Below are 24,014 nucleotides of genomic sequence, written 5' to 3'. Positions count from 1 at the left end.
CACCAGCATGACTTCACCCGGCTGCTGGCGGATTTCGATCTGCGACTGCGCTCATCCCCTGGCTCGACCCTGTCCACATCATCAACCAGGCAGGTCCGTGGGCTCTCGCCGTCGTCTGCTTCATCGTGTTCGCCGAGACGGGCCTGCTCGTCGGGTTCCTGCTGCCCGGCGACACCCTGCTGATCATCGCGGGTGTGCTCACCAACACCCACGACATCTTCGGGCTCAACATCTGGGTGGTGTCCCTGCTCATCGCCCTCTCGGCGTTCATCGGCGGTGAAGTCGGCTACCTCATCGGACACAAAGCCGGGCCGGCGATCTTCGAACGCAAGGAATCCGGGCTCTTCAGCAAACACAACGTCGATCGCACGAACGCGTTCTTCGAGCGCTTCGGCGGGCTCACCGTCATCCTCGCCCGCTTCGTGCCGATCGTGCGCACCTTCGCGCCGGTCGCCGCCGGCGTCGGCCACATGCCGTGGAAGCGCTACTCGCTCTACAACCTGATCGGCGCGTTGCTCTGGGGCTTCGGCATGACGATGCTCGGCTACGTGATCGCGTACGTGCCGTGGATCCGTCATTTCGTCGTCAACTACATCGACCTGATCCTCGTGGGTGTCGTGGTGCTGACGGTGCTCGTCACCGGCTACCACTACCTGCGCGAGCGTCAGAAGGCGAAGAAGGCGCGCATCGCGCGGGATGCCGCGGCATCCGCCGGCGAGGCCTGATCAGCGCAGCGTCAGACGTGGGCGTCGTGCTCGACGTGCCCGGCGGGCTCCAGCTGGAACGTCGAGTGCTCGACGTCGAAGTGGTCGGCGAGGCACGTCTGCAGACGGCTCAGGATGCCGCCGGCCTCCCCGCTCGCGAAGCACTCGTCGGTCACGACGACATGGGCTGAGAAGACCGGGGCTCCCCGCGTCAGCTGCCACACGTGCACGTCGTGCACCGCGACGACGCCGTGCGTCTGCAGGATGTGATCGCGGATCTTCTCGACCTGCATGCCGGCCGGTGCCGACTCGGCGAGCACGGAGAACACCTCGCGCAGCAGCCCGATCGCGCGCGGGATCATCAGGGCGGCGATCGCGAGCGACGCGATCGCGTCGGCCTGACCGAACCCCGTCACGAGGATCACGACCGCCGCGATGATCACCGCCGCGGAGCCCAGCAGGTCACCCATCACCTCGATGTAGGCGCCGCGCACATTCAGGCTGTGACGCTGGGCGGCGCTGAGAAGCCACATCGCGGTCGCGTTCGCGAGAAGGCCCACGATCGCGACGACGAGCATGGGGCCGGCGAGCACGTGGGCGTCCTCGTTGGAGACGAGACGGGTGATCGCCTCGACGACGATCCAGACGCTCAAGCCGATCAGGATGACGCCGTTGATGAGGGCACCGAACACCTCGGCGCGCTGGTAGCCGAACGTGCGCCGCTCGTTCGCCGGCCGGGCCGCCACGGCGCTCGCGATGAGCGCGACGACGAGGGCCGCGGCATCCGTCAGCATGTGGGCCGAGTCGGCCAGCAGCGCGAGCGACCCGGTGAGGATCGCCCCCACGACCTGGACGACGAAGACCACCGAGGTGATCGACAACGAGATCGCCAGCAGCCGGCGATTGCTTCCCCCGCGGAGCCCCCCGGCTCCGTGCGCGTGATCGTGCATGACTCCACGGTAGAACCGGGAGGTGCCGGATGCCGCGTCCTCGCGCTAGTCGGGAACGAGACCGATTCTCAGGGTCGCCCGGCGGCGTGCGCCCACTCCGGAGAACCGGCTCCTCTGCCGTCGGCGACGCGCGGTCAGGCGCGGATCTCCGGAGATGCGGTCGCCCACGCGCGGCCGCAGGCCGCCCGGCCGCCGCGCCCCCGCGTCAGAGCGCGCTGAGCAGCGGCGCGAGCGCGACGAAGGCGCGCGCGCGATGGGATGCCGCGTTCTTCTCCGCCGCACTCCACTCGCCGACGGTGCGCTCGGCCGCGAGATCCTGACCCTCGGGGATGAAGATCGGGTCGTAGCCGAAGCCCCCGTCGCCCGAGGCCGCCAGCGCGAGGCGCCCGGGCCACACGCCCTCGACGACGTGCTCGTCGCCGCCGGGCACGACGAGCGCGATCGTCGAGACGAACTGGGCGCCGCGGTGCGGGTCGGGGACGTCGGAGAGCTGGTCGAGCAGCAGTTCGAGGTTCGCGCGGCCGTCTTTGCGGTGGCCGGCCCAGTAGGCCGAGAACACGCCCGGCGAGCCGCCGAGCACGTCGACGCAGATGCCCGAGTCGTCGGCGAGGGCGGCGAGGCCGGTGTGGGCGGCGGCGGCCCGCGCCTTGATCAGCGCATTCTGCGCGAATGTGACGCCGTCCTCGACCGGTTCGGGCCCGTCGTAGCCGACGACCTCGAGGTCGGGCCGGGTCGCGGCGACGATGGCCGCGAACTCCTCGACCTTGTGGGCGTTGTGCGTGGCCAGCACGATGCGCTGCGGCATCCGCTCAGCCCTCGAGCGCAGCGGTCTGGGCGTCCCGCAGCGACGCGGCACCGGCGACTCCCAGTTCGAGCAGGCGGTCGAGTTCGCGCTTGTCGAACGGCGCGCCCTCGGCGGTGCCCTGCACCTCGACGAAGAGCCCACGGCCGGTGACGACGACGTTCATGTCGGTCTCGGCGCGCACGTCCTCGACGTACGCGAGGTCGAGCATCGGCTCACCATCGATGATGCCGACGGACACGGCCGAGACCGAGTCGATGAGCACCTGCGACTTCTGGCCGATGAACTTCTTCTCGCGCCCCCACGCGATCGCGTCGGCGAGGGCGACGTAGGCGCCGGTGATCGCCGCCGTACGGGTTCCGCCGTCGGCCTGCAGCACGTCGCAGTCGATGACGATCGTGTTCTCCCCGAGCGCCTTCGTGTCGACGACGGCACGCAGCGCGCGACCGATGAGCCGGGAGATCTCGTGCGTGCGACCGCCGATCTTGCCCTTCACACTCTCGCGGTCGTTGCGCTGGTTGGTGGCGCGGGGAAGCATCGCGTACTCGGCGGTCACCCATCCCTTGCCCTTGCCGGTCAGCCAGCGCGGCACGCCGTTCGTGAACGACGCCGTGCACAGCACCTTGGTGTTGCCGAACGAGATGAGCGCGGAGCCCTCGGCCTGGGCGCTCCACCCGCGTTCGATGGTCACGGGACGCAGCTGGTCGACGGCGCGGCCGTCGGCGCGGACGATGTCGGTCATGAGATGGCCTCCTCGGATGCCGCGGCCCTCCGCGGCAGGTCGATGACTCCGGTCTGCACGAGCTGCACGCTGCGCACCTCGCGGCCCATCAGCCGATGGGCGAGCCGGATGAAGTCGTCGGCGGACGTTCCCGTCGCCTCGTAGACGTGGTGGGGTGCGGCATCCGCCGGTGCGAGCAGGTCGCGGGAGACCAGTTCGCGGTAGACGTCCTTCGCGGTCTCGGTGTCGCTCGAGACGAGGCTCACGTCCGGCCCCATCACATAGCTGATCGCGCCCTCGAGGAACGGGTAGTGGGTGCAGCCGAGCACGAGGGTGTCAACCCCCGCCTCCCGCAGCGGCGCGAGGTACTCCTCGGCGGCGCGCAGCACCTCGGGCGAGCCGGTGACGCCCCGCTCGACGAACTCGACGAACAGCGGGCACGCCTGCGTGAAGACCTCGACGCCGGGCGCGATCTGCAGCATGTCCTGGTAGGCGCCCGACGAGATGGTGCCGAGCGTGCCGATGACGCCGATACGGCCCGACCGGCTCGTCGCGACGGCGGTGCGCACGGCGGGGCCGATGACCTCGACGACCGGCACGTCGTAGCGTTCGCGCGCGTCGCGCAGCATCGCCGACGACGCCGTGTTGCAGGCGATCACGAGCATCTTCACGCCCTGCTCGACGAGGGTGTCGAGCACCTCGAGCGAGTAGCGCCGCACGTCGGCGATCGGCTTCGGGCCGTACGGCGAGTGGGCGGTGTCGCCGACGTAGAGCAGCGATTCGGCCGGCAGCTGCTGCGAGATCGCCCGGGCGACGGTGAGACCGCCGACCCCGGAGTCGAAGATCCCGATCGGCGCGCTGTTCACGATCACCGAGCCTACCCGCGTGCGGCGCGCCCCTACGCTGGAGCCATGCCCGAGAGCACGGCTCTGCTGACCGACCGGTACGAACTCACCATGCTCGACGCCGCAGTGCGCGACGGCACGGCGAACCGCCGCTGCGTGTTCGAACTGTTCGGCCGGCGCCTGCCGGGCGGTCGGCGCTTCGGTGTCGTCGCCGGCACGGGCCGCCTTCTCAGCCTGCTGCGCGACTTCCGCTTCGGCGAGGACGAGCTGCGGTTCCTGCGCGACGAGAGAGTGGTGGATGCCGCCACCCTCCGTCTCCTCGAGCAGTACCGGTTCACCGGCACCATCACGGGCTACCGCGAGGGCGAGCTCTACTTCCCGGGCTCGCCCGTGCTCACCGTCGAGGGAACGTTCGCCGAGGCGGTCATCCTCGAGACGCTCGCCCTCAGCGTGCTCAATCACGACTCGGCGGTGGCGACGGCCGCCGCGCGCATGTCGATCGCGGCCGGATCGCGACCCCTCGCCGAGATGGGTTCGCGTCGAACGAGCGAGCAGGCGGCGATCGCGGCCGCGCGCGCCGCGTTCATCGCGGGATTCGGGGCGACCAGCAACCTCGAGGCGGGGCGCCGGTTCGGCATCCCCACAATGGGAACGGCGGCGCACGCCTGGACGCTGCTGCACGACACCGAGGAAGACGCCTTCCGCGCGCAGATCACGGCGCTCGGCGTCGACACGACCCTGCTCATCGACACCTACGACATCGACCGCGGGGTCGAGACTGCGGTGCGGGTCGCCGGCCCCGGGCTCGGCGGGGTGCGCATCGACTCGGGCGATCTGCCGGTCGTCGCCGCGCACGTGCGCGACCGACTCGACGCCCTCGGTGCGCCGCGCACCCGCATCACCGTGACGAGCGATCTCGACGAGTACGCCCTCGCGGCTCTCGCCGCCTCCCCCGTCGACGCGTACGGGGTCGGCACGTCGCTCGTGACCGGCTCCGGGAGCCCCACGGCGCAGATGGTCTACAAGCTCGTCGCGCGGCAGGATTCCGCCGGCACCTGGATCCCCGTGGCGAAGGCGTCGGCCGAGAAGGCGACGACGGGTGGCCGCAAGAGCGCCTTCCGGACGCTCTCGGGCGGGGTGGCGACATCCGAGCTCATCCGGGTGGCGGACGGCTTCGACACCCCGCACGGCAGCGACCACCCCGACGCCCGGGCACTCCAGACGGTGCTCGTCGATCACGGCGACATCGACACCGCGTTCGAGGGGTCAGAGGGCGTGTCCGCCGCACGCGCCCACCACATCGCGGCTCGCGCCGAGCTGCCGTCGCGGGCCCTCGGTCTCAGCCGATCGGACCCCGCGATCCCGACGGTCTACGCCGCCGGGTGATGAGCGGGGCGGATGCCGCGCTCACGCCTTGAGCGACTCGTAGATCTCCTTGCAGGTGGGGCACACGGGAAACTTCTCGGGGTCGCGCCCCGGCGTCCACTTCTTGCCGCACAGCGCACGCACCGGCTTCCCGGTGAGCGCGGACTCGAGGATCTTCTCCTTCTTCACGTAATGGGAGAAGCGCTCATGGTCACCGGGCTCGATGTTCTCCTCGCGGATGAGCTCTTCGAGCTCTCGGTCGAGGGTGGCCAGACCCCCATGGTCGGGCGCGTCGAGTGGGGTGCTCATGGGTTGCCAGTGTAGCCGCGGGGACGCCCGCTCGGACCGGTGATCCCCAGCCCGGAGCGCACTGTCAGGGCGGGCGCATAGGATCGCCGCGTGGCGAAGAAGGTGCACCGCATCCACTCGCTCCCGGACGACGCGCCGTGGGCGGGAGGTCTGCCGCCCGAGGGGTCGCTGGAGCATCCGCTCTCGATCCGCGCCCTCGATCGGGTGCTCTCCCTGCAGCGGCCGGTCGTGCTCGCACACCTGCGCAGCGTGCGGCTGCGGCATCCGGATGCCTCACCGGCAGAGATCGTTCGCGTGCTCGAGCGTCGCTACCTCACCGCCATCACGACCGGCGGCGCTGCGGTGGGTGCGACTGCCGTCGTGCCGGGGATCGGGACCGGAGTGACACTCGCCCTGAGCGGTGTCGAGACCGTGGGGTTCCTCGAGACGACGACCCTGTTCGCACAGTCGATCGCCGAGGTGCACGGCGTCGCGATCGACGACCCCGACCGGGCTCGGGCGCTGGTGCTGACCCTCATGCTCGGACAGGAGGGCGTCGCCCTCGTGTCACAGCTGGCCGGTGAGGCCACCGGACGCGGTCAGAACCGCGCCGGCTACTGGGGTGACCTCGTCACCCGCACGATCCCCCGCGGCGCCCTGGGTCCTGTGGTCGACACCCTCAAGTCGACCTTCGTGCGTCATTTCGCGACCCGCGGCGGCGCCTCGATCATCGGGAAGGCACTCCCCTTCGGCATCGGCGCCGCGATCGGGGGCACGGGCAACCATCTGCTCGGCCGCCGGGTCGTGACGACCTCACGGAAGGCCTTCGGCGCGCCCCCGGCGATGCTGCCCGTCGAGCTCGAACCGCGGGCGGGCGCCCGGCGTACCGAGCACATCGTCGGCGGCGCGCTCGGCCGTGCCGCCGGCGGCGCCGCGGCGATCACCGGCAGCGCGGTGCGCGGGGTGTCGAAGGCGACGGAGCGGCTGCGCCCCCGCCGGGAGGTGCGCATCCGGGAGAACCCCGCCCCCGACGACGACAGCGGGCGCCGACCCTGAGGTCGACGCCCGCTGTGCGGCATCCGTTCGTCAGCTGAGCGAGCCGAGCGTGACGTCGACCGTGTGCGATGCGCCGTCGCGCACATACGTCAACGAGGCCTTCGCGCCCGCAGCAAGAGCACGCACCTCGGCGGTCAGGTCGACGGCACCGGTCACGGGCTGGCCGTTGAACTCGGTGATGATGTCGCCCTTCTGCAGACCCGCGGCGGCCGCCGGGCCGCCCGAGGTGACGTCGGCGACATAGGCGCCTGAGATCGTCGCGCCGGTGACGTTCGCCGAGTCCTGCACCGACGCACCGAGCAGACCGTGCGTGGCCTTGCCGTTCTGGATCAGCTCGTCGGTGATGCGCTTGACGATGTCCGACGGAATCGAGAAGCCGACGCCGATGTTGCCCGACTGGGTCCCCGACGTCGACGAGCCGGTGCCCGCGATCGCGACGTTGATGCCGATCAGCTGACCTGAGGAGTCGACCAGCGCGCCACCGGAGTTGCCGGGGTTGATGGCGGCATCCGTCTGGATCACCGAGATCTTGATCGTCGAGGTCGTGGAGGTCTGCGTCTGGCCCTGTCCGAAGTCGAACTGGAACGGCGACTGCTGGCCCTGCTGCGTGTCGCCGCCCGAGCTGCCGGAGCTGCTGGGAGCGGACGACGCGATCTCGATCGAACGGTTCAGAGCGCTGACGATGCCGTTGGTCACGGTGTTCGACAGGCCAAGGGGCGCGCCGACGGCGATCGTCTGGTCGCCGACGTTGAGCTTCGACGAGTCGCCGAAGGTGATCGGGGTCAGCCCCGATGCGCCCGTCAGCTTGATGACGGCCAGATCGTAGGTCGGGTCGGTGCCGACGACGGTCGCGTCGTAGATGTGGCCGTCGGAGGTGGTGACCTTGAGCGTGGCGTTGGCAGTTGCGCCGTCGAGGGTGACGACGTGGGTGTTGGTCACGACGTACCCGTCGGCGGTCAGGATGACACCCGAACCGGTTCCGGCGGACTGGCCCGACTCGGCACTGATCGTGACGACGCTCGGCACCACCTTCGCGGCGACTGCCGTGGTCTGGTTGACGGAGCTGGTGTCGTTCACGGTGACCGTCGTCGGGCCGGATGCCGCGGACGTCGTGCCCTTCGGGCTCCACAGCGTCATGCCGGCAGCCGCACCGCCGAGGCCGGCGGCACCGCCGACGATCGCCGCGGCGACGAGGAGACCGACCGCGCGCGTCGCGCCGGACTTCTTCTTCGGCGCAGGAGCAGCGGGGGTGCCCCAGAGGGGAGCGGTCGGGCCGGTCGCGGCCGGGCCGAACGACTCACCCGTCGCCGGGGCGACCGGAACGGTCGGCGCCGTCGCCGAGGCGGCCTCGGCCGCGGAGATCTCAGGAAGCGGGGGCCGTGCGGCGGCGGTGTCGACGGCCGGCTCCGGCGCAGGGCTCGGGGTGGGGGGAATCGGTGCCGCGGCTGCCGCCTCGGCGTCGGACTGCTCGGGGCGGGTGCCCTCGGTGTCGCTCATGACTGCTCCTTCTGTGCTCTGGGACCACCCTGCACAGCGACTCTGTGCGTTTTCTATGACAGACGTGAAACGGTCCTATGCGCTCCCCTCCAGTAGCGTGTGGCGGGTGCACGACATTCCCGGCGCTTGGCGTCGAGCCGCCCGCGGTGCGGGCCTGCTGACCGATGACGGGGTTCCGATTCCGACGATCTTCGCCGAGATGTCGGCGCTGGCCCAGCAGACGGGCGCGATCAACCTCGGTCAGGGCTTCCCGGACGAAGACGGACCGGCCGAGATCCTCGAGGCCGCCCGGGCGGCGATCGCGAACGGTGTCAATCAGTACCCGCCGGGGCGCGGCATCCCCGATCTGCGGCTCGCCGTGGCCGAGCATCAGCGTCGCTTCTACGGCCTGGACCTCGACCCCGACCGTCACGTGCTGATCACCGCGGGCGCCACCGAGGCGCTGTCGTCGACACTGCTGGCGCTGATCGACTCCCCCGACGACGAGGTGGTCGTCTTCGAGCCGTACTACGACTCCTATGCGGCCTGCGTGGCCCTCGCGGGAGCCCGTCTCGTGACGGTCCCCCTCGCCTGGCCCGATTTCCGACCCGACCTCGACCGGCTGCGCGATGCGGTGACAGACCGCACCCGAGTCATCCTCGTGAACGACCCGCACAACCCCACGGGGGCCGTCTTCGACGACGAGGTGCGTGCCGAGCTGGTGCGCCTCGCGATCGAGCACGACGCGATCATCGTCGGCGACGAGGTGTACGAGCACCTCACCTTCGACGGTCACCGTCACCGCCCCCTCGCGACCCTCCCGGGCGCGTGGGAGCGCACGCTGACGATCTCGTCGGCCGCGAAGACGTTCTCGGTGACCGGGTGGAAGATCGGCTGGGTCACCGGGCCGGCCGCGCTGGTCGACGCCGTGCTGGCGGTCAAGCAGTTCCTCACCTACGTGAACGGCGCGCCGTTCCAGCCCGCCGTCGCGACCGCGCTGCGGCTGCCCGACTGTTTCTTCACCGGCATCGCGACGACCCTCGAGCACAAGCGCGACCTGCTGCAGGATGGCCTGCGGACCGCCGGCTTCGACGTCGCCCCCTCGCGAGGCTCGTACTTCGTCGTGGCGGATGCCGCTCCCCTGGGCGCGACCGATGCGGTGGCGTTCTGCCGCGAGCTTCCGGTGCGCGCGGGCGTCGTCGCGATCCCCCTGACGGCGTTCGTCAGCGACGCGGCGCGAACCGAGTACGCCACCCTGGTGCGCTTCGCGGCCTGCAAACGCACCGAGGTGCTCGCGGATGCCGCGGCCCGCCTCGCCGAGCTGCGCTGATCCGGTCGCACCGAAGCCGGTGGGCCGTGCTCGATCCCGTCAGATCTCGCGCGGCACGACCGTGTATCGACGCAGCTGCAGGGCGGGGTTCACGCGACGAACCCGCTCGACGTCATCGAGCGAGACGTCCGCGAGCGCGAGCCCGGTGGTCGTGCCGATCGACGCGCGCACGACTCCGGTCGGGTCGATGATCGCCGAGTGCCCCACGCCGATCGGCGGGGTGTGGTCGGCGGCGGCAACGAACACCGTGTTCTCGATCGCGCGGGCGCGCAGCAGCGTCATCCACTGGTCTTCCTTCAACGGACCGCGCACCCACTCGGCGGGAACGAGCACGAGATCGGCGCCGGCGTCGACGACGACACGGGTCGACTCGGGGAACCGCAGGTCGTAGCAGGTGATGAGCCCGACGCGCACGCCATCGACCTCGAGGGTCTGGGGAGCGTCGAGCGCACCGGGCTCGATCCAGTCGGACTCACGCTGCCCGAACGCGTCGTAGAGGTGCTGCTTGCGATAGACCGCGCGCACGCCGTCGGCGGCGACCGCCACGACGGTGTTGCGCACCTTGCCGGAGACAGGCGCCGACTCGACGAGTCCCGCGACGACGACCACGTCGTGCTGCTGCGCGAGGGCCTGCAGGTGGGTGACGAACGGGCCGTCGAGGGGTTCCGCGTGGGCGGCGAGGCGCTCATCGAACGGGTCGACGAAATAGCTCGCGTACTCGGGGAACACCACGAGACGGGCACGGGATGCCGCGGCCCGCGCGACGAGCGCTGCGACCGCTTCGCGGTTGGCCGCAAGCACCTCGGTGGGTGTGAACTGGGCGACGGCGACGGTCAGCGCAGGAGAGGTCACCCGCCCATCCTCCCGCGTCGGCGTCGCCGCGCCAACCGCGGCGACGCGCCCGGGTGACCGGCCCGGATTCGACGGCCCTCCGGGAGCGTGCTAGGCTCATTCCTTGTGCCGCGGGGTGGAGCAGCTCGGTAGCTCGCTGGGCTCATAACCCAGAGGTCGCAGGTTCAAATCCTGTCCCCGCAACCACGGCGAAAGCCGCAGAGGCCGTTTCCGGAGAATTCCGGGAGCGGCCTCTTCGCGTTCTCGCCGGATCTTCCGTGGACGCGCGCGCTCTCGTAGGCTGACCCCGTCGGACCTCTCGGGAAGGTGCATCATGACGAACGAGATCGACGAACGGGCGAGCGTCGCGCAGATCACCGAACGACTGTCGACCCGGTATCCCCACCTCGACCCTCGCCACGTGGCCAGCGTCGTCGCGGCGGCCTACGACGGAATGAGCACGGCGCGTGTGCGCGACTTCGTGCCCGTGCTGGTCGAGCGCCAGGCCAAGGGTCTGCTGCGCGACGAGGAGGCACGTGCCGATCGGCGTATCCCGGCTTGACCCCGTCGTAGAGACACCCGTCGGGCGCTCGGCGCTCGGCGACGTGCTCCTCGCGTGGAGCGCCTCCCCGCCGGAGCACCGTCATAACACGGGTCGCCGCCTGATGCGCGAGCTCGCGCGCGAGCTGGAGGCCGCGGCATCCGTCGACATCGTCTCCGTCTGCGCACGCTGCGGAGGCACTCACGGCCGTCCCCGCGTCACCGCCGGCGACATCGCCGTGAGCGTCACCTACGCCGGGGATCTGGTGGTGGCCGCCGCTGCTCCGCACCACATCGCCGATGAGATCGGGGTCGACGCCGAGAACGAGGGGGCGGATGCCGCTTCCCCCCTCGCCGACCTCGCGCCCCTGTTCGCTCCCGCTCCCCCGCCGACGACCGTCGGGTGGACGCAGATCGAAGCCGCGCTGAAAGCCGATGGCCGCGGCATCCGCGTGCCCGTGGGAGACGTGGTCGTCGGCGAGGCGGTGCCGTCCGCGCTGCCGGGCGCCGTCGCTGTCACGGTGCCGGGCCGCGCAGAGCCCGTGCACGTCGCGACGTGGCACGGGATCGACGGCGTCGCCGTCAGCGTGGCGATCGTGGCGTCGTTGACAGCGGAGCCGTGAGCGGCGCCGGCTCCCCCGGTGCGCCACCCGCGGGAAGTTCCGGCAGCGTGGTCTCGAACAGCCACGCGTGCAGCAGCGTACGCACCTCGGGGCCGGCGATCTCCTCGGCCAGCGCCACGAAATCGTCGGTGCCGACGCTGCGCCCGCGGTGCCGCGACATCCACTCGCGCAGCAGCGTGAAGAACGGCCCGTCGCCGAGCGTGAGCCGCAGCGCCTGCAGGGTAAGCGCGCCGCGCTTGTAGACACGGTCGTCGAACATGTCGTCGGGTCCCGGGTCGGCGAGCAGCAGATCCTGGGGCAGCGACGCGAGCCGCGCGTGATGGGCGAGGGCCTTCTGATGAGCGGATGCCCCGCCCGACCGTTCCGACCAGAGCCATTCGGCGTAGCAGGCGAAGCCCTCATTGAGCCAGATGTGCCGCCAGAGCGTGACCCCCACGCTGTTGCCGAACCACTGGTGCGCGAGCTCGTGGGCGACGAGGCGCTCGAGGCTTCCCGCGCCGTCGATGTGGTTGGCGCCGAACACCCCCATCCCCTGCGCCTCGAGCGGGATCTCCAGGTCGTCGGCGGTGACCACGACGGTGTAGGCGGGGTGCGGATAGGGACCGAACGCCTCCTCGAAGACCGCCATCATGCGCGGCACATCGGCCAGGTCTGCGTGCACGCGAGCCTCGAGGGCGCGCGGATAGACAAGATCGACCGGCGGTGCGGTCGCGACCCGTTCGACGACGTAGCGGCCGATCTGCAGCGCGACGAGGTACGTCGACGTCGGTTCGGGGTGCGCGAAGGACCAGGTGGTTCGCCCACCCCGGGTCGACCTGCGAAGCGCGGGACCGGCCGACACCGTGTAGTCGGCCTCCGTCGTCACCTCGATGGCGTACGTGGCGCGATCACGGGCGACGTCGTTGCACGGGAACCACGTCGGCGCGCCGGTCGGCTGTGAGGCGACGATCGCGCCGTCGGTGAGCTCCTCCCACCCGAGCGCCCCCCACCGGGTGCGACGCGGGTGCGGCGAGCCGGAGTACGCGACCTCGAGGCGGAACGCATCACCCGCGGCGAGCTCTGCCGACAGCGTGATGCGCAGCTTGCGGTCGCTCTGGCGGAACGTCGCCTTGCGGTCACCGTCCACCCGCACCTTGCCGACCCGCAGGCCGACGACGTCGAGACTCACCGTGCGGGTGGCGGCGAGCGCTCGCCCGTCGAGCACGACGGTGCCCTGCAGGCGGTTGGTCGAGACGCGGTAATCGAGCCGCAGATCGTAGTGCTCGACGGCGATCGCGGCGTCGCCGCTCTGCGGGGTGTACGGGTCGACCGTCATACCCGCTCGCTCTGGTAGGCGCGCACCTTGACTGCCCGCCAGGGGCCGATCGGATTGCCGCTCCACCGTGAGCCGACCGGCACGGCCTCTCCGCGCATCACGAGGGAGGCGGGACCGACGGTCGCATCCGCGCCGATCGTGGCGGCCGGCAGGATCACGCTGTGCGGGCCGAGCGTGCCCCCGGGTTCGATCGTGACGGTGTCGATGCTCATCACTCGATCATGGAACAGATGCGTCTGAACCACACATCCGCGGTTCACCGTCGCCCCGTCGCCGAGGGTCACGAGATCGGGTTCGGGCAGCCAGTAGCTGTCGGTCCACACGCCGCGGCCGACCTTCGCGCCGAGGGTGCGCAGCCACATCGCGAGGGCCGGCGTGCCGGCCGCGCTGTTGGCGAACCAGGGCGCCGCGAGCATCTCGGTGAAGGTGTCCGCCACCTCGGTGCGCCAGATGAAGCTCGACCAGAGCGGATGCTCCCCGGGGTGGATGCGACCGACGAACGCCCATTTCGCCGCCGTCGTGATGAGCGCGGCGACCGCGCCTGCGACGAGCAGCACGACCCCCGACAACAGCACTGCCGCGACCCCGCCCCAGGCGTGGGAGATCGCCGCCAGGGTGAGAAGCACGCCGAGGCCGAGCCCGCAGGTCACGAACACCGGCACGATTCGGCACAGCTCCCACAACGTGCGCGCCACGCGCAGTCCCGGCCGCGGCCGGTAGGTGCGCTCGAGGTCGCCGTCGTTCACGATGCGACGCAGGCGCACGGCCGGCGATCCGAGCCAGGACGATCCGGGCTTGGCTTTGGGCGGTGCGACCGAGAGCACGGCGACCAGGCCGTCCTTCGGCACACGGTGCCCGGCGGCGGCGAGGCCGGAGTTGCCGAGGAAGGCGCGCTTACCGATGCGCACCGGAGCGAGCCGCATCATCCCGGCACTCAGCTCGTAGGTGGCGACCATGGTGTCGTCGGCGAGGAACGCCCCGTCGTCGACAGTCGTCAGCGAGGGGATCAGCAGCACGGTGGATGCCTCGACGTCGTGCCCGACCCGGGCGCCGAGCAGTCGCAGCCACACGGGGGTGAACAGGCTCGAGTACAGCGGGAACAGCACCGTGCGGGAGGAGTCGAGCAGGCGCTCGGTCGTCCACGCCTGCCAGGCGATGCGGCTGCGTACCGGGTGCTCGCCCTCGCGCAGCCCGATCGCGAGCAGTCGGACGAGCACCACCACTGCGGCGGCGTACGCGAGACCTGTCACGAGCGCGGCGGGGAGCAGCCAGGCCAACGCCCCTGGCACGGCATCTGCGACGGATGCCGCATCCCGCACGCCCTGCGCGAGCACCAGCCCGCCGAGCGCGAACGCGGCGATCGGCAGCAGACCGAGCACGGTCGAGGACGCCGCGTAGGCCCACAGCCAGCGCGTCGGAGCGGGGGGCCGCTCGGTCGCTCCAGGGTGGGCGGCACCGACACGAGCAGCCGGCGAACCCGCCCACCGCTGCGCGGCGCGAACGCGCCCGAACACCGCGGAGCCGGGCGCGATCTCGGCACGACGGCCGATCTTCGTGCCGGGCGCGAGGGTGCTCCGCGCCCCCACCGTCGCCCCCGCACCGATGCGGATGCCGCCGATGCGCACGGTGTCGCCGTCGATCCAGTACCCCGAGAGGTCGACCTCGGGTTCGACAGCGGCACCCTCGGCGATGTCGAGCATGCCGGTGACCGGCGGCATCGTGTGCAGGTCGACGCCGCGGCCGATGCGCGCACCGAGGGCGCGGGCGTAGTAGCTCACCCACGGCGCCCCCGCCATGCCGATCGGGTCGATCTGCGCGTGCACCTGCTCCGCGAGCCACAGGCGCAGATGCACCGCGCCGCCGCGCGGGTAGTCGCCGGGCCGCAACCGCCACAGCAGCACGCGGGCGAAGGCGGCAGCGATCGCCATGCGCCCGAACGGCGTCGCGAAGAGCACGAGCGCGAGCAGCACGACGATCCCCGGGGTGTCCGGCAGCCACGTGAACCCCGGCCCCAGCCGCAGCAGCCAGCCCGCCGTGATCAGCCACGTCAGCCAGCGCAGCCCGCTGAGGATGAACAGGGGCGCTCCGGCGAGCGTCTGCAGCCACTGCATCGCCCGCGGCGTAGGGCGGGGCGAGCTGAAGGTGGTCGGCGCCTCGTCGTCATGACCCTCGATCGCCGCGGCCATCTGGCGCAGGCGCGGGAGGTCGTAGACATCCGCCATCGTGAACTCCGCTGCCCGCGCACGGATGCGAGAGACCAGCTGCGCCGCGGCGAGGGATCCGCCGCCGAGCTGGAAGAAGTCGGCGTCGTCATCGGACGGACGGATGCCGAGCACCGCCGCCCACTGATCGGCGAGCCAGCCGGCGGTGCCGGACAGGGAGGAGTCGGAGTCGGCGGCATCCGTCAATGGCCACGGCAGGGCCGCCTTGTCGACCTTGCCGGAGGTGCGCACCGGCAGATCCGGCACGACCGCGAGGAGCGGGATGAGGGGCGCCGGCAGCGAGTGCGCGAGCTCGGCGCGCGCCACGGCGCGATCGAAGTCGTCGGTGGGTACGACGTAGCCCACGAGCAGCGCGAGCCCGTCGTCGGAGTGCTGCACGACCACGGTCGCCGCTGTGACGGCCGACAGCGCCTGCAGCGCCGCCTCCACCTCGCCGAGCTCGATGCGACGGCCGCCGATCTTCACCTGGTCGTCGGCGCGGCCCTGGAAGACGAGTCCCTCGGGATCGGCGCGCACGAGATCGCCGGAGCGGTAGGCGCGCTCCCACCCCAGCGAGGGCATCGGCGCATACTTCTCGGCGTCCTTGGCGGGGTCGAGATAGCGGGCGAGGCCGACGCCGCCGATGATGAGCTCGCCCACCTCACCGTCCGCGACGCGGTCGCCCTGTGCGTCGACGACCGCGAGCTCCCAGCCGTCGAGCGGAAGGCCGATGCGCACCGGAACGGACCCGTCGAGCGGGGCGGCGCACGCCACGACCGTCGCCTCGGTGGGACCGTACGTGTTCCACAGCTCACGATCGGGCGAGACGAGCCGCGCGGCGAGCTCGGGCGGGCAGGCCTCACCGCCGAAGATCAACAGGCGTACGTTCTCGACCGCGTCCGGCGGCCAGAGCGCGGCCAGGGTCGGCACCGTCGAGACCACCGTGATGCCGTGGCCCACGAGCCACGGACCGAGGTCCTCGCCCGAACGCACCAGCGCTCGTGGCGCGGGCACGAGGCAGGCGCCGTGCCGCCACGCGAGCCACATCTCCTCGCACGACGCGTCGAAGGCGACGGACAGGCCCGCGAGCACGCGGTCACCCGGCGCGAGCGGGGCGTCGGCGAGGAAGAGCCGCGCCTCGGCATCGACGAACGCGGCAGCGGAGCGGTGCGTGACAGCCACGCCTTTGGGCGTGCCGGTGGACCCCGAGGTGAAGATGATCCACGCGTCGTCGTCGACCGTGGGCGGTTCGACGATCGGTACGGCGCTCGTGTTCGGATGGGGTGCCTCACCCGCCAACAGCTCCACCTGCACCGCGGACTCGGAACCGTCGCCGTGCGGCACGAACCGGCCGCCGGCGGTGACCACTCCGGCGACACCCGCCTCACCGAACACCAGATCGGCGCGCTCCTGCGGGTCGTCGGCGTCCACGGGGACGTACGCCGCCCCGGCCGCCAGCGTGCCGAGGATCGCGATGTACAGGGCCCGTCCTCCCGACGGCATGCGAATGCCGACCCGGTCGCCGCGACGCACGCCGGCCGCGTGCAGGCGGGCCGCGAACCGCCACACCTCGGCGAGCAGTTCGGCATAGCTGAGCGCGCCCCGACCGTCGTCGAGAGCGGATGCCGCGGGGTACCGCGCAGCGGTCTGTCGCAGCACGTCGATGAGCGTGCGCGGCGGAGCGGCCTCGGCCCCCCGATCGAGGTAGATCTGCATCGCGGCGGTCAGGAGGACAGCAGCGCGATCAGCTGCGCCTTGGCGAGGCGTGAGTATCCGGTCTTCCCCGCCGCGCGGGCACGCTCGCGCAGCTGCACCACTGTGAGGGCAGCGAGGTCGACGGCGGGCGCCGCAGCGGGCTTCGCCGTGATGGGGGCCGTCGGCACGGGTGCGGGCTCGGGCTTCACGTCCGACGCCGACCTCGCCTTCGGTTCGGGCTTCGCCTTCGGTTCGGGCTTCGCCTTCGGTTCGGGCTTCGCCTTCGACGGGGTCTTCGCCTTCGGCGCCGGCTTGGCCTTCGGCGCCGGCTTCGCCGTCGCGGAGGGCTTCGCCTTCGGCGCCGGCTTCGCCGTCGCGGAGGGCTTCGCCGTCACGGGCGCCTCGACCGCGTCCTTCTTGGCCGCCGCCGTGATCTTCCGGGTGACCTTGGCGGTCGCCTTCTCGAGTTGGGCGAGCGTCGCCGACGCCTTCTTCTCGATCTTCTTCGGGCTGCGCGCGATCTTCTTCTTCGAGGTGTTCGCGAGATCCTTGGCGTCGGCGGCGAGCGCTCCGAGCTTCTTCGCCTGCTTCTTGGGGAGCTCCCGGCTGAGCGCTTTCGCGTCCTTCGCCGCGTGGGCCGCGGCATCCAGGGCCGCGACGGCGGCCTTCGTCGCCTTCTTCTTCTCGGACATCTCGACCTCGACTCTCCGCAGCGCCATGACGTATGCCGCTGCGCGCAAGCAGGGTAGCGCAGCAACAAGAACGGCAGTCGAACGGGCGGCATTCCGACGTCGCATGCTGAGCTTTCGCTATGCACGGCCGGGTCGACTGGACGTCACCGGGCGGGCCACCCTATGTTAGGTAAGCCTTAGCTCATAAGGAATTCATCACCTCGTCGCGAAAGCGAGTGCGTCCGGCATGCTCGCCACCCTGGTCATCGGTCTGCGTGAAGGCCTCGAAGCGGCCCTGATCGTCGGCATCATCGCCGCGTTCCTGCGCCGCAACGGCCGCAGCCTCGTGCCGATGTGGCTGGGCGTCGGCGCGGCCGTGATGCTCTCGCTGATCATCGGCGTCACGCTCAGCCTCATCGAGGTCGCCCTCCCCCAGGCCGCGCAGGAGGGTCTCGAAACGATCATCGGGGCCGTCGCCGTGGTCTTCGTGACGCTCATGATCGTCTGGATGAACACACACGCCCGGGGGATGCGGGCAGAGCTCGAGTCCGAGGCACAGCACGCCCTCGGCCGCGGTGGCGCGACCGCTCTCGCCGTCATGGCGTTCCTCGCGGTGCTCAAGGAGGGCTTCGAGACGAGCGTCTTCCTGCTCGCCACGTTCTCCGCCGCCCAGTCGGCCGGTCTCGCCGCGCTCGGCGCCGTCGTCGGCATCGCGCTCGCCGCACTGCTCGGCTGGGGCATCTTCGCCGGCGGGGTGCGCATCGATCTCGGCCGCTTCTTCCGCCTGACGAGCGTGTTCCTGGTGCTCGTCGCGGCAGGCCTCGTCGTCACCTGCCTGCGGACCGCGCACGAGGCCGGCTGGCTCAACGCGGGCCAGCAGCGCACGATCGACCTCAGCGCGATCGTGCAGCCGGGCAGCATCCAGGCCGCGCTGCTGACCGGCGTGCTCGGAATCCCCGCCGACCCGCGTCTCATCGAGGTCGTCGCCTGGGTCGCCTACCTCGTTCCGGCGCTCTGCTACCTCTTCTGGCCGCGCCGCGCGCGCCCGAGCGCCGCCGGGGCGCAGCGCCTGCGCTGGGTGCTCGCGACCGGATGCCTCGTGCTCGCCGCCGCCGTCGCGCTCACGGCCTGGCTCATCCCGTCGCCGCAGGTCTCCTCTCTCGCGCTCGTCGACCAGGCCTCCCAGGCTCCCGCCGGCTCGGTCGTGATCGCCGGTTCCGGCGCCGCGCGCAGTGCGGCGTTCACCTACGCCTCGGGCGCGACCGCCGATCTGCCGCTCGACGCCTCGACCGCGGCATCCGACACTCACCTGGGCGTCACCACGCAGCATTGGCAGCAGACGGCGACGACGAGCCCCGACGGTGCGCCGTCGACGATCACCCTCGACGCTCTGATCACGCTCGCCGGCGGCCGCGTGCCCGTCGGGATCAGCGCTGCGCAGAACCCCGGCCCCTTCACCGCGCAGTGGAACCGCACCGAGGTCGACGAGGTGTGGCTCACCGGGGCGGGGCTGCTCGACGCGAGCGCGCATTCCACCCTCACCGTGACCCTCACCGGCGGTGGGCTGCAGAACGCCCGTACCGTGAGCGTGACCGACACCGCAGCGATCGACGCGGTGACCGCCCCCGACGCCCAGAGCGTGGCGAGCGCGGCGGCCACAGCCGTCGAGCAGGGTGAGGGAGAGCGGGTGCTCTGGGGCGCCGAGGTTCCCGGCGCACTCGTGATCGCCGCCGCCGTGCTGGTGATCAGCGCCCTGCGCCACCGCGCCCGCGCCCCGCGGGGCTCGCACCCCGCACCGACCTCTCCCCCGCCCGAACCGCCCACCCCGGCGATCAGCATCGCTGCCGCCGACCACGGAAGGACCTCATGAACGTCCGCCTCCTGGCCCCACTCACCGCCGCCGCCACCCTCGCCCTCGTGTTGAGCGGATGCAGCGCGGGAGCCGCGCCCTCCGCGACCGCCTCCGGCGGCGCCACCCACGTCGCTGTGACGCTCACCGGCGACAACGGGGGCACCTGCAGCCTCGACGCGGCGACTGCCGCCGCAGGTCCGGTCACCTTCACGGTGACGAACCAGAGCGCGACCTCCATCACCGAGATCGAGCTGCTCAGCGGCGACAGGATCGTCGGCGAGAAGGAGAACCTCGCGCCCGGCCTCTCCTCCGCGAGCTTCACCGTCACCCTCGACGGCGGCAGCTACCAGCTCTACTGCCCGGGCGCCGCCACCGAAACCATCCCCTTCAGCGTCACCGGCCAGGCCGCGACCCCGACCGGCAGCGCCGCATCGCTGATGGCAGAGGGCACCCAGGGCTACGCGACCTACGTCGATGGCGTCGTCGACAGCATGGTGACCGCGGTCGCCACCCTGAAGTCTTCGATCGACGCCGGCGACCTCGCGAAGGCGCAGGCCGACTACGCGCTCGCGCGTCCGTTCTACGAGCGCATCGAGTCCGATGTCGACGGGTTCGTGCTGCCGGGCCACTCCGCAACCGACAACGCGGGCAGCCTCGACTACCTCATCGACATGCGCGAGTCGAACCTCGATCCCGCCGTCGGCTGGCACGGGTTCCATGCCATCGAGCGCGACCTGTTCCAGGCCGGCGCGATCACGGCGTCGACGACGCAGCTCGCGGCCGAGCTCCTCACGAACGTCACCACGCTCGACTCGCTCGTGAAGACGCTCAGCTACAAGCCGGAGGACCTCGCGAACGGCGCAGCGAGCCTCCTCGAAGAGGTGCAGTCGGGCAAGATCAGCGGCGAGGAGGAGGCGTACAGCCACATCGACCTCGTCGACTTCGCCGGCAACGTCGAGGGTGCGCAGCAGGCGTTCGCCTACCTCGAGCCCGGGCTCACGACGCTCGACTCCGGGCTGACCCAGCAGATCTCCGCGCAGTTCGCCGCCGTCAACAAGCTGCTCGACGGCTACCGCGATCAGAGCGCGATCGGCGGCTACGTGCGTTACACCGACGCCGTGAAGGCCGCGGATGCCGCGACTCTGAGCCGTGCGGTGCAGGCCCTGCAGGAACCGCTTGCGCAGATCGCCGAGAAGGCGGCGACAGCCTCATGAGCGCGGCCGTGCCGCCGCGGGAGCCGTCGTCGCAGGAGTCACCGGATGCGGGGGTCTCCCGCCGCGGACTGCTCCTCGGCGCCGCAGCCGGCGGCCTGGTGGCGGGGGTGGCGAGCGGTTTCGCCGGCGGGCGCGCCGTCGCGGCGCAGCCGACCGCGTCGTCGGGCGACGTCGTGCGGCTCGACAATGCGGTCTCGTTCTACGGCGACGCCGAGCAGGCGGGCATCCGCACCCCTCCGCAGCGGCACTGCGTGTTCATGACGTTCGACCTGACCACGTCCTCACGCACCGAACTGCAGACCCTGCTCGCCACCTGGTCGGCGGCGAGCGCTCAGCTCATGCGCGGCGCCACGATCGGCCAGGTCGAGCCGTCGCAGCCGAGCGCCATCGGCGACGACACCGGCGAGGCCGTCGACCTCGACCCGGCGTCGCTGACCGTCACGATCGGTCTCGGTCCGCGTGTGTTCGGCGACGAGTACGGTCTCGCGGCTCAGAAGCCGCCGCTGCTGCGGGAGCTCTCGCGGCTCCCGAGCGAGGCCCTGGATCCGTCGCTCACCGGCGGCGACCTGTCGGTGCAGGCCTGCGCGGACGACCCCCAGGTCGCCTATCACGCGGTGCGGTCGCTGGCTCGCGTCGGCAAGAAGCTCGGCGCGGCATCCACCCGATGGACGGTGACCGGCTTCGGGCGGGCCTCAGCCGGAAAGGGGCAGTCGACGCCGCGCAATCTGATGGGCTTCAAGGACGGCACACGCAACATCGTCGACGACGCGGACTTCTCGCAGTTCGTCTTCACCGGTGATGGTCCCGACTGGCAGCGCGACGGCAGCTACCAGGTCGTGCGCAAGATCCAGATGCGCATCGAGAACTGGGACACCGACCGGGTGTCCGACCAGAACCGTGTGTTCGGACGCCACAAGCTCAGCGGCGCGCCGCTGACGGGCACGGTGGAATCCGACACCCCGGATTTCTTGAAGACGGATGCCTCGGGCGCACCCGTGATCGATCCGACGGCCCACATCCGGCTGGCCGCGCACGAGAACAACAACGGTCTGAAGATCCTCCGCCGCGGATACAACTACACCGACGGCATCAACCAGTACGGGTTCCTGGACGCGGGCCTGCTGTTCATCAGCTACCAGAAGGACCCCGCGCAGTTCGAGACGCTGCAGCGCCGTCTCGGCTCGTCGGACGCGCTGAACGAGTACATCTCGCACATCGGCTCGGGCATCTTCTTCGTGCCGTCCGCAGCCCGGTCGGGGACATACCTCGCGCAGGGCGCGTTCGCCTGAGTTGCGTGGCGAGGCGGCCCGCGCGTCAGCCGTCGTGCGCGGCGACGGCGTCGGCCAGCCCATCGAGGAACCGCGCGACCACGTCGAGATCGGCGTCGGAGTACGTTCCGGCGACGTCACGCATCGCGCCGAGGCTCTCGCGATAGTGCGCGAAGAACGCGGTGCGCGATGCCGGGAGGAGCGCGATCACCCGCGCGCGGCGATCGTGAGGATGGGGGCGGCGTTCGAGGTACCCCGCCGCCGCGAGCCGGTCGAGCAGTTTGGTCGTCGAGGCCGTCGAGATGCGCAGATGCCGGGCGATGTCGTGCGGACTGACCGGCTGCCCCTGCTGCTCGCGGATGATCAGCATGCGGAGCGTCGCGAGATCGGTGGCGTTCATTCCCATGTCGTCTTTGACGCCCGAATGCATGCGGTCGAGGGCGTCGTTCAGCGCCCGCACGCCAACGAGCACCCGCTGTACGGCGCTTTCGCGGGACGCGGGGTCGGGTCGATACTCGGACATGTGGACACTCCTCCACACCTCTTGTAGCATCGGACTCAGAGATCGCTAGTTTAGCTAGCAAAAGGGGAGAGCAACAGTGTCAGACGTCGAGCAGGTGGTCTTGCTCGACGAGCGCGCCGCTCCCGTCGGGACGACTCCCAAGAGCACGGTACACGGCGCCGACACCCCCCTGCACCTAGCGTTCTCGTGCCACGTGCTCGACGATGACGGACGGGTGCTCATCACCCGCCGCGCGCTCTCCAAGCAGACCTGGCCGGGCGTCTGGACGAACACCTTCTGCGGCCATCCCGGCCCGGGCGAAGACCTCGAGGCGGCGGTGCACCGCCGCGCGCGCGTCGAGCTCGGACTCGCCCTCGACGACGTGACGCTCACCCTCCCCGACTTCCGCTATCGCGCCGTCGACGCATCGGGCGTCGTAGAGAACGAGGTGTGCCCCGTCTTCGTCGCGCACGCGACAGGACCGCTGCATCCCGATCCGGACGAGGTCGCCGAATGGGCATGGGTCGAACCCTCGGATGTCGCGGCCGCCGTCTCCGCGGCACCGTGGGCGTTCAGCCCGTGGCTCGGGCTGCAGGTCCCCCGACTCGCCCTCTACGACACCGCCGCGAGGGCGGCGCGATGATCGCCCGCATCTCCGCGGTCGATCGCGCCGCCGTCGACGACGCGATCGACGCCTCCCTGGCACGGCTGCAGAAGCGAGGGGCCGGGCTCGGCGACGCATTCGACGACCTCGCGGCCTCGATGGTCCGCGCGGCATCCGGCGGGAAGCGCTTCCGTCCCGCGCTCGTGCTCGCGGCGTTCCGCGCCTGCGGAGGTACCGACGGGCGCAGGGATGCCGCAGCATCCGTCGCCGCGGCGTTCGAGCTGCTGCACACCGCGTTCGTCATCCACGACGACGTGATCGACCACGACACGATGCGTCGCGGCGTGCCGAACGTCGCCGGGGAGTTCCGCCGTCGCGCGCTCGGTGACGGCGCCACACCGTCGGCGGCGACCGGCGTCGGCGAGGCGGCGGCGATCCTCGCGGGCGACGTGCTCCTCTATGAGGCGACCCGGCTGGTCGCGGCGGTCGATCTGCCCGCCGACCTGCGCTCCCGCCTTCTCGATCTGCTCGACGACGCGGTTCTCGTCTCCGCCGCGGGAGAGCTCGCCGATGTCGAGCATGCGGCCGCCGACGCGGAGGCCGAAGACGACAGCCTCATCGCGACCGCTCACGACAAGACGGCCGTCTACTCCTTCGCCGCCCCGCTCGCCGCCGGCGCCGTGATCGCCGGTGCCGACGAGACGGATGCCGCGGCGCTCGCCGCGTGCGGCACCCACCTCGGCCTCGCGTTCCAGCTCGTCGACGACCTGATCGGCGCGTTCGGTACCTCCGCGCAGGCCGGTCGCGACGCCGGCGTGGACCTGCGCGAAGCGAAGCAGACGCCCCTCATCGCCCTGGCCCGTCGCACAGAGGGGTGGCACGCGGTGCGCGACACACTCGCCGTCGCCCACACCGGTCCGATCGCCGTGCTCGACGCGCAGCGCGCGCTCGACGAGAGCGGCGCCCGTGCGGCGCTGGTCGCGCTCATCGACAGCGCCCTCGACGCCGCGCGCACCCGTGCGCAGGAGCTCGGCGCCGCGGCATCCGCCCTCGTCGACCGTGCCGCCGACGCGATCCGCGAGCGCATCCCGTGACCGACGCACCCGGCATCGCGCTCTACGACCGCACGGCAGCGGATGCCGCGGCCACCGTCATCGCGCG

At 71.4% G+C, this 24,014-nt stretch carries 22 protein-coding genes and 1 tRNA gene; 12 read left to right on the top strand and 11 right to left on the bottom strand.

The genetic code is table 11. The annotated features are described in order from the left end of the window. Positions 1-77: 77 nt before the first annotated feature. Positions 78-725, top strand: a complete 648-nt coding sequence (locus tag ABT08_RS05670; RefSeq protein ID WP_288114219.1) for a DedA family protein — start codon at positions 78-80, stop codon at positions 723-725. An 11-nt stretch (positions 726-736) separates the two neighbouring features. Here ABT08_RS05670 and ABT08_RS05665 read toward each other — a convergent pair whose 3' ends face one another. From ABT08_RS05665 to murI, 4 genes are all read right to left on the bottom strand, one after another. Next, positions 737-1,654 (bottom strand): cation diffusion facilitator family transporter, encoded by a 918-nt coding sequence (locus ABT08_RS05665; RefSeq protein WP_045248537.1) that lies wholly within the window; start codon positions 1,652-1,654, stop codon positions 737-739. A 205-nt stretch (positions 1,655-1,859) separates the two neighbouring features. Continuing rightward, a complete protein-coding gene (gene rdgB / locus ABT08_RS05660) occupies positions 1,860-2,459 on the bottom strand; it encodes an RdgB/HAM1 family non-canonical purine NTP pyrophosphatase (protein ID WP_056207204.1) in 600 nt (199 codons plus the stop codon). A 4-nt stretch (positions 2,460-2,463) separates the two neighbouring features. Further along, entirely contained in the window at positions 2,464-3,198 is a 735-nt protein-coding gene (rph, locus tag ABT08_RS05655; RefSeq protein WP_045248539.1) for a ribonuclease PH, read from the bottom strand. Further along, positions 3,195-4,043: a glutamate racemase gene (murI, locus tag ABT08_RS05650; protein ID WP_056520003.1), complete on the bottom strand. Its 849-nt coding sequence runs from the start codon at positions 4,041-4,043 to the stop codon at positions 3,195-3,197. The genes rph and murI overlap by 4 nt, the downstream gene beginning before the upstream one ends. A 45-nt stretch (positions 4,044-4,088) precedes the next feature. Here murI and ABT08_RS05645 point away from each other — a divergent pair, with 45 nt between their 5' ends. Next, positions 4,089-5,408 (top strand): nicotinate phosphoribosyltransferase, encoded by a 1,320-nt coding sequence (locus ABT08_RS05645; protein ID WP_288114216.1) that lies wholly within the window; start codon positions 4,089-4,091, stop codon positions 5,406-5,408. A 21-nt stretch (positions 5,409-5,429) separates the two neighbouring features. Here the strand turns inward: ABT08_RS05645 and ABT08_RS05640 are convergent, their stop codons facing one another. Continuing rightward, positions 5,430-5,696 (bottom strand): DUF3039 domain-containing protein, encoded by a 267-nt coding sequence (locus ABT08_RS05640; RefSeq protein ID WP_045248541.1) that lies wholly within the window; start codon positions 5,694-5,696, stop codon positions 5,430-5,432. Between the two features lie 90 nt (positions 5,697-5,786). Between ABT08_RS05640 and ABT08_RS05635 the strand changes: the two genes are divergently transcribed. Further along, positions 5,787-6,731, top strand: a complete 945-nt coding sequence (locus ABT08_RS05635) for a hypothetical protein (protein WP_288114215.1) — start codon at positions 5,787-5,789, stop codon at positions 6,729-6,731. A gap of 30 nt (positions 6,732-6,761) precedes the next feature. On the opposite strand, the gene ABT08_RS05630 is transcribed toward ABT08_RS05635, so the two are convergent. Further along, a complete protein-coding gene (locus ABT08_RS05630) occupies positions 6,762-8,228 on the bottom strand; it encodes a S1C family serine protease (protein WP_273190501.1) in 1,467 nt (488 codons plus the stop codon). A gap of 106 nt (positions 8,229-8,334) precedes the next feature. Between ABT08_RS05630 and ABT08_RS05625 the strand changes: the two genes are divergently transcribed. After that, the gene (locus tag ABT08_RS05625) at positions 8,335-9,537 is read left to right on the top strand and encodes a pyridoxal phosphate-dependent aminotransferase (RefSeq protein WP_288114214.1); all 1,203 of its coding nucleotides are present in this window, start codon (positions 8,335-8,337) and stop codon (positions 9,535-9,537) included. 39 nt (positions 9,538-9,576) lie between these two features. On the opposite strand, the gene ABT08_RS05620 is transcribed toward ABT08_RS05625, so the two are convergent. Continuing rightward, positions 9,577-10,389, bottom strand: a complete 813-nt coding sequence (locus tag ABT08_RS05620; protein WP_056519978.1) for a carbon-nitrogen hydrolase family protein — start codon at positions 10,387-10,389, stop codon at positions 9,577-9,579. Between the two features lie 109 nt (positions 10,390-10,498). Here ABT08_RS05620 and ABT08_RS05615 point away from each other — a divergent pair. The 3 genes from ABT08_RS05615 to ABT08_RS05605 all read left to right on the top strand — a co-directional run bounded on the left by ABT08_RS05615 (position 10,499) and on the right by ABT08_RS05605 (position 11,531). Next, positions 10,499-10,575 (top strand) — tRNA-Met (locus tag ABT08_RS05615). 127 nt (positions 10,576-10,702) lie between these two features. Continuing rightward, a complete protein-coding gene (locus ABT08_RS05610; protein WP_056207212.1) occupies positions 10,703-10,930 on the top strand; it encodes a three-helix bundle dimerization domain-containing protein in 228 nt (75 codons plus the stop codon). Then, positions 10,905-11,531 (top strand): 4'-phosphopantetheinyl transferase family protein, encoded by a 627-nt coding sequence (locus ABT08_RS05605; RefSeq protein ID WP_288114213.1) that lies wholly within the window; start codon positions 10,905-10,907, stop codon positions 11,529-11,531. The genes ABT08_RS05610 and ABT08_RS05605 overlap by 26 nt, the downstream gene beginning before the upstream one ends. On the opposite strand, the gene ABT08_RS05600 is transcribed toward ABT08_RS05605, so the two are convergent. Genes ABT08_RS05600 through ABT08_RS05590 form a run of 3 tightly spaced genes read right to left on the bottom strand, consistent with a single transcriptional unit; the run spans position 11,491 to position 17,434 of the window. Next, positions 11,491-12,846 (bottom strand): M1 family metallopeptidase, encoded by a 1,356-nt coding sequence (locus tag ABT08_RS05600; RefSeq protein ID WP_056519974.1) that lies wholly within the window; start codon positions 12,844-12,846, stop codon positions 11,491-11,493. The genes ABT08_RS05605 and ABT08_RS05600 overlap by 41 nt on opposite strands. Further along, positions 12,843-16,763, bottom strand: a complete 3,921-nt coding sequence (locus tag ABT08_RS05595) for a Pls/PosA family non-ribosomal peptide synthetase (RefSeq protein WP_288114212.1) — start codon at positions 16,761-16,763, stop codon at positions 12,843-12,845. Before ABT08_RS05595 ends, ABT08_RS05600 begins: the two co-directional genes overlap by 4 nt. Positions 16,764-16,771: 8 nt before the next feature. Beyond that, on the bottom strand, positions 16,772-17,434 hold the full coding sequence (locus tag ABT08_RS05590; RefSeq protein WP_288114210.1) for a hypothetical protein: 663 nt from the start codon (positions 17,432-17,434) through the stop codon (positions 16,772-16,774). A 226-nt stretch (positions 17,435-17,660) separates the two neighbouring features. Between ABT08_RS05590 and efeU the strand changes: the two genes are divergently transcribed. The 3 genes from efeU to efeB are packed head-to-tail and all read left to right on the top strand — an operon-like array spanning position 17,661 to position 21,768. Beyond that, positions 17,661-19,283 carry an iron uptake transporter permease EfeU gene (gene efeU / locus ABT08_RS05585; RefSeq protein ID WP_288114209.1) on the top strand — a complete coding sequence of 541 codons (1,623 nt, stop codon included), beginning with the start codon at positions 17,661-17,663 and terminating at the stop codon, positions 19,281-19,283. Next, complete coding sequence (gene efeO, locus ABT08_RS05580; RefSeq protein ID WP_288114208.1) at positions 19,280-20,479, top strand: iron uptake system protein EfeO; 1,200 nt, start codon at positions 19,280-19,282, stop codon at positions 20,477-20,479. The genes efeU and efeO overlap by 4 nt, the downstream gene beginning before the upstream one ends. After that, positions 20,476-21,768 (top strand): iron uptake transporter deferrochelatase/peroxidase subunit, encoded by a 1,293-nt coding sequence (efeB, locus tag ABT08_RS05575; RefSeq protein WP_288114207.1) that lies wholly within the window; start codon positions 20,476-20,478, stop codon positions 21,766-21,768. The genes efeO and efeB overlap by 4 nt, the downstream gene beginning before the upstream one ends. Positions 21,769-21,793: 25 nt before the next feature. Here the strand turns inward: efeB and ABT08_RS05570 are convergent, their stop codons facing one another. Beyond that, the gene (locus ABT08_RS05570) at positions 21,794-22,270 is read right to left on the bottom strand and encodes a MarR family winged helix-turn-helix transcriptional regulator (protein ID WP_045246994.1); all 477 of its coding nucleotides are present in this window, start codon (positions 22,268-22,270) and stop codon (positions 21,794-21,796) included. 76 nt (positions 22,271-22,346) lie between these two features. On the opposite strand from ABT08_RS05570, the gene idi reads away from it, so the two are divergent. Both idi and ABT08_RS05560 read left to right on the top strand, forming a co-directional pair. Continuing rightward, positions 22,347-22,892: an isopentenyl-diphosphate Delta-isomerase gene (gene idi / locus ABT08_RS05565; protein WP_056207222.1), complete on the top strand. Its 546-nt coding sequence runs from the start codon at positions 22,347-22,349 to the stop codon at positions 22,890-22,892. Next, positions 22,889-23,947 (top strand): polyprenyl synthetase family protein, encoded by a 1,059-nt coding sequence (locus ABT08_RS05560; protein WP_288114206.1) that lies wholly within the window; start codon positions 22,889-22,891, stop codon positions 23,945-23,947. The genes idi and ABT08_RS05560 overlap by 4 nt, the downstream gene beginning before the upstream one ends. Positions 23,948-24,014 lie beyond the last annotated feature (67 nt).

Origin of the sequence: Microbacterium sp. SCN 71-21 (genome assembly GCF_001725695.1) — a bacterium.
GTDB lineage: Bacteria > Actinomycetota > Actinomycetes > Actinomycetales > Microbacteriaceae > Microbacterium > Microbacterium ginsengisoli.
Note: the sequence above shows the minus strand (reverse complement) of the source record. Positions and strands in the feature narration are given on the sequence as shown.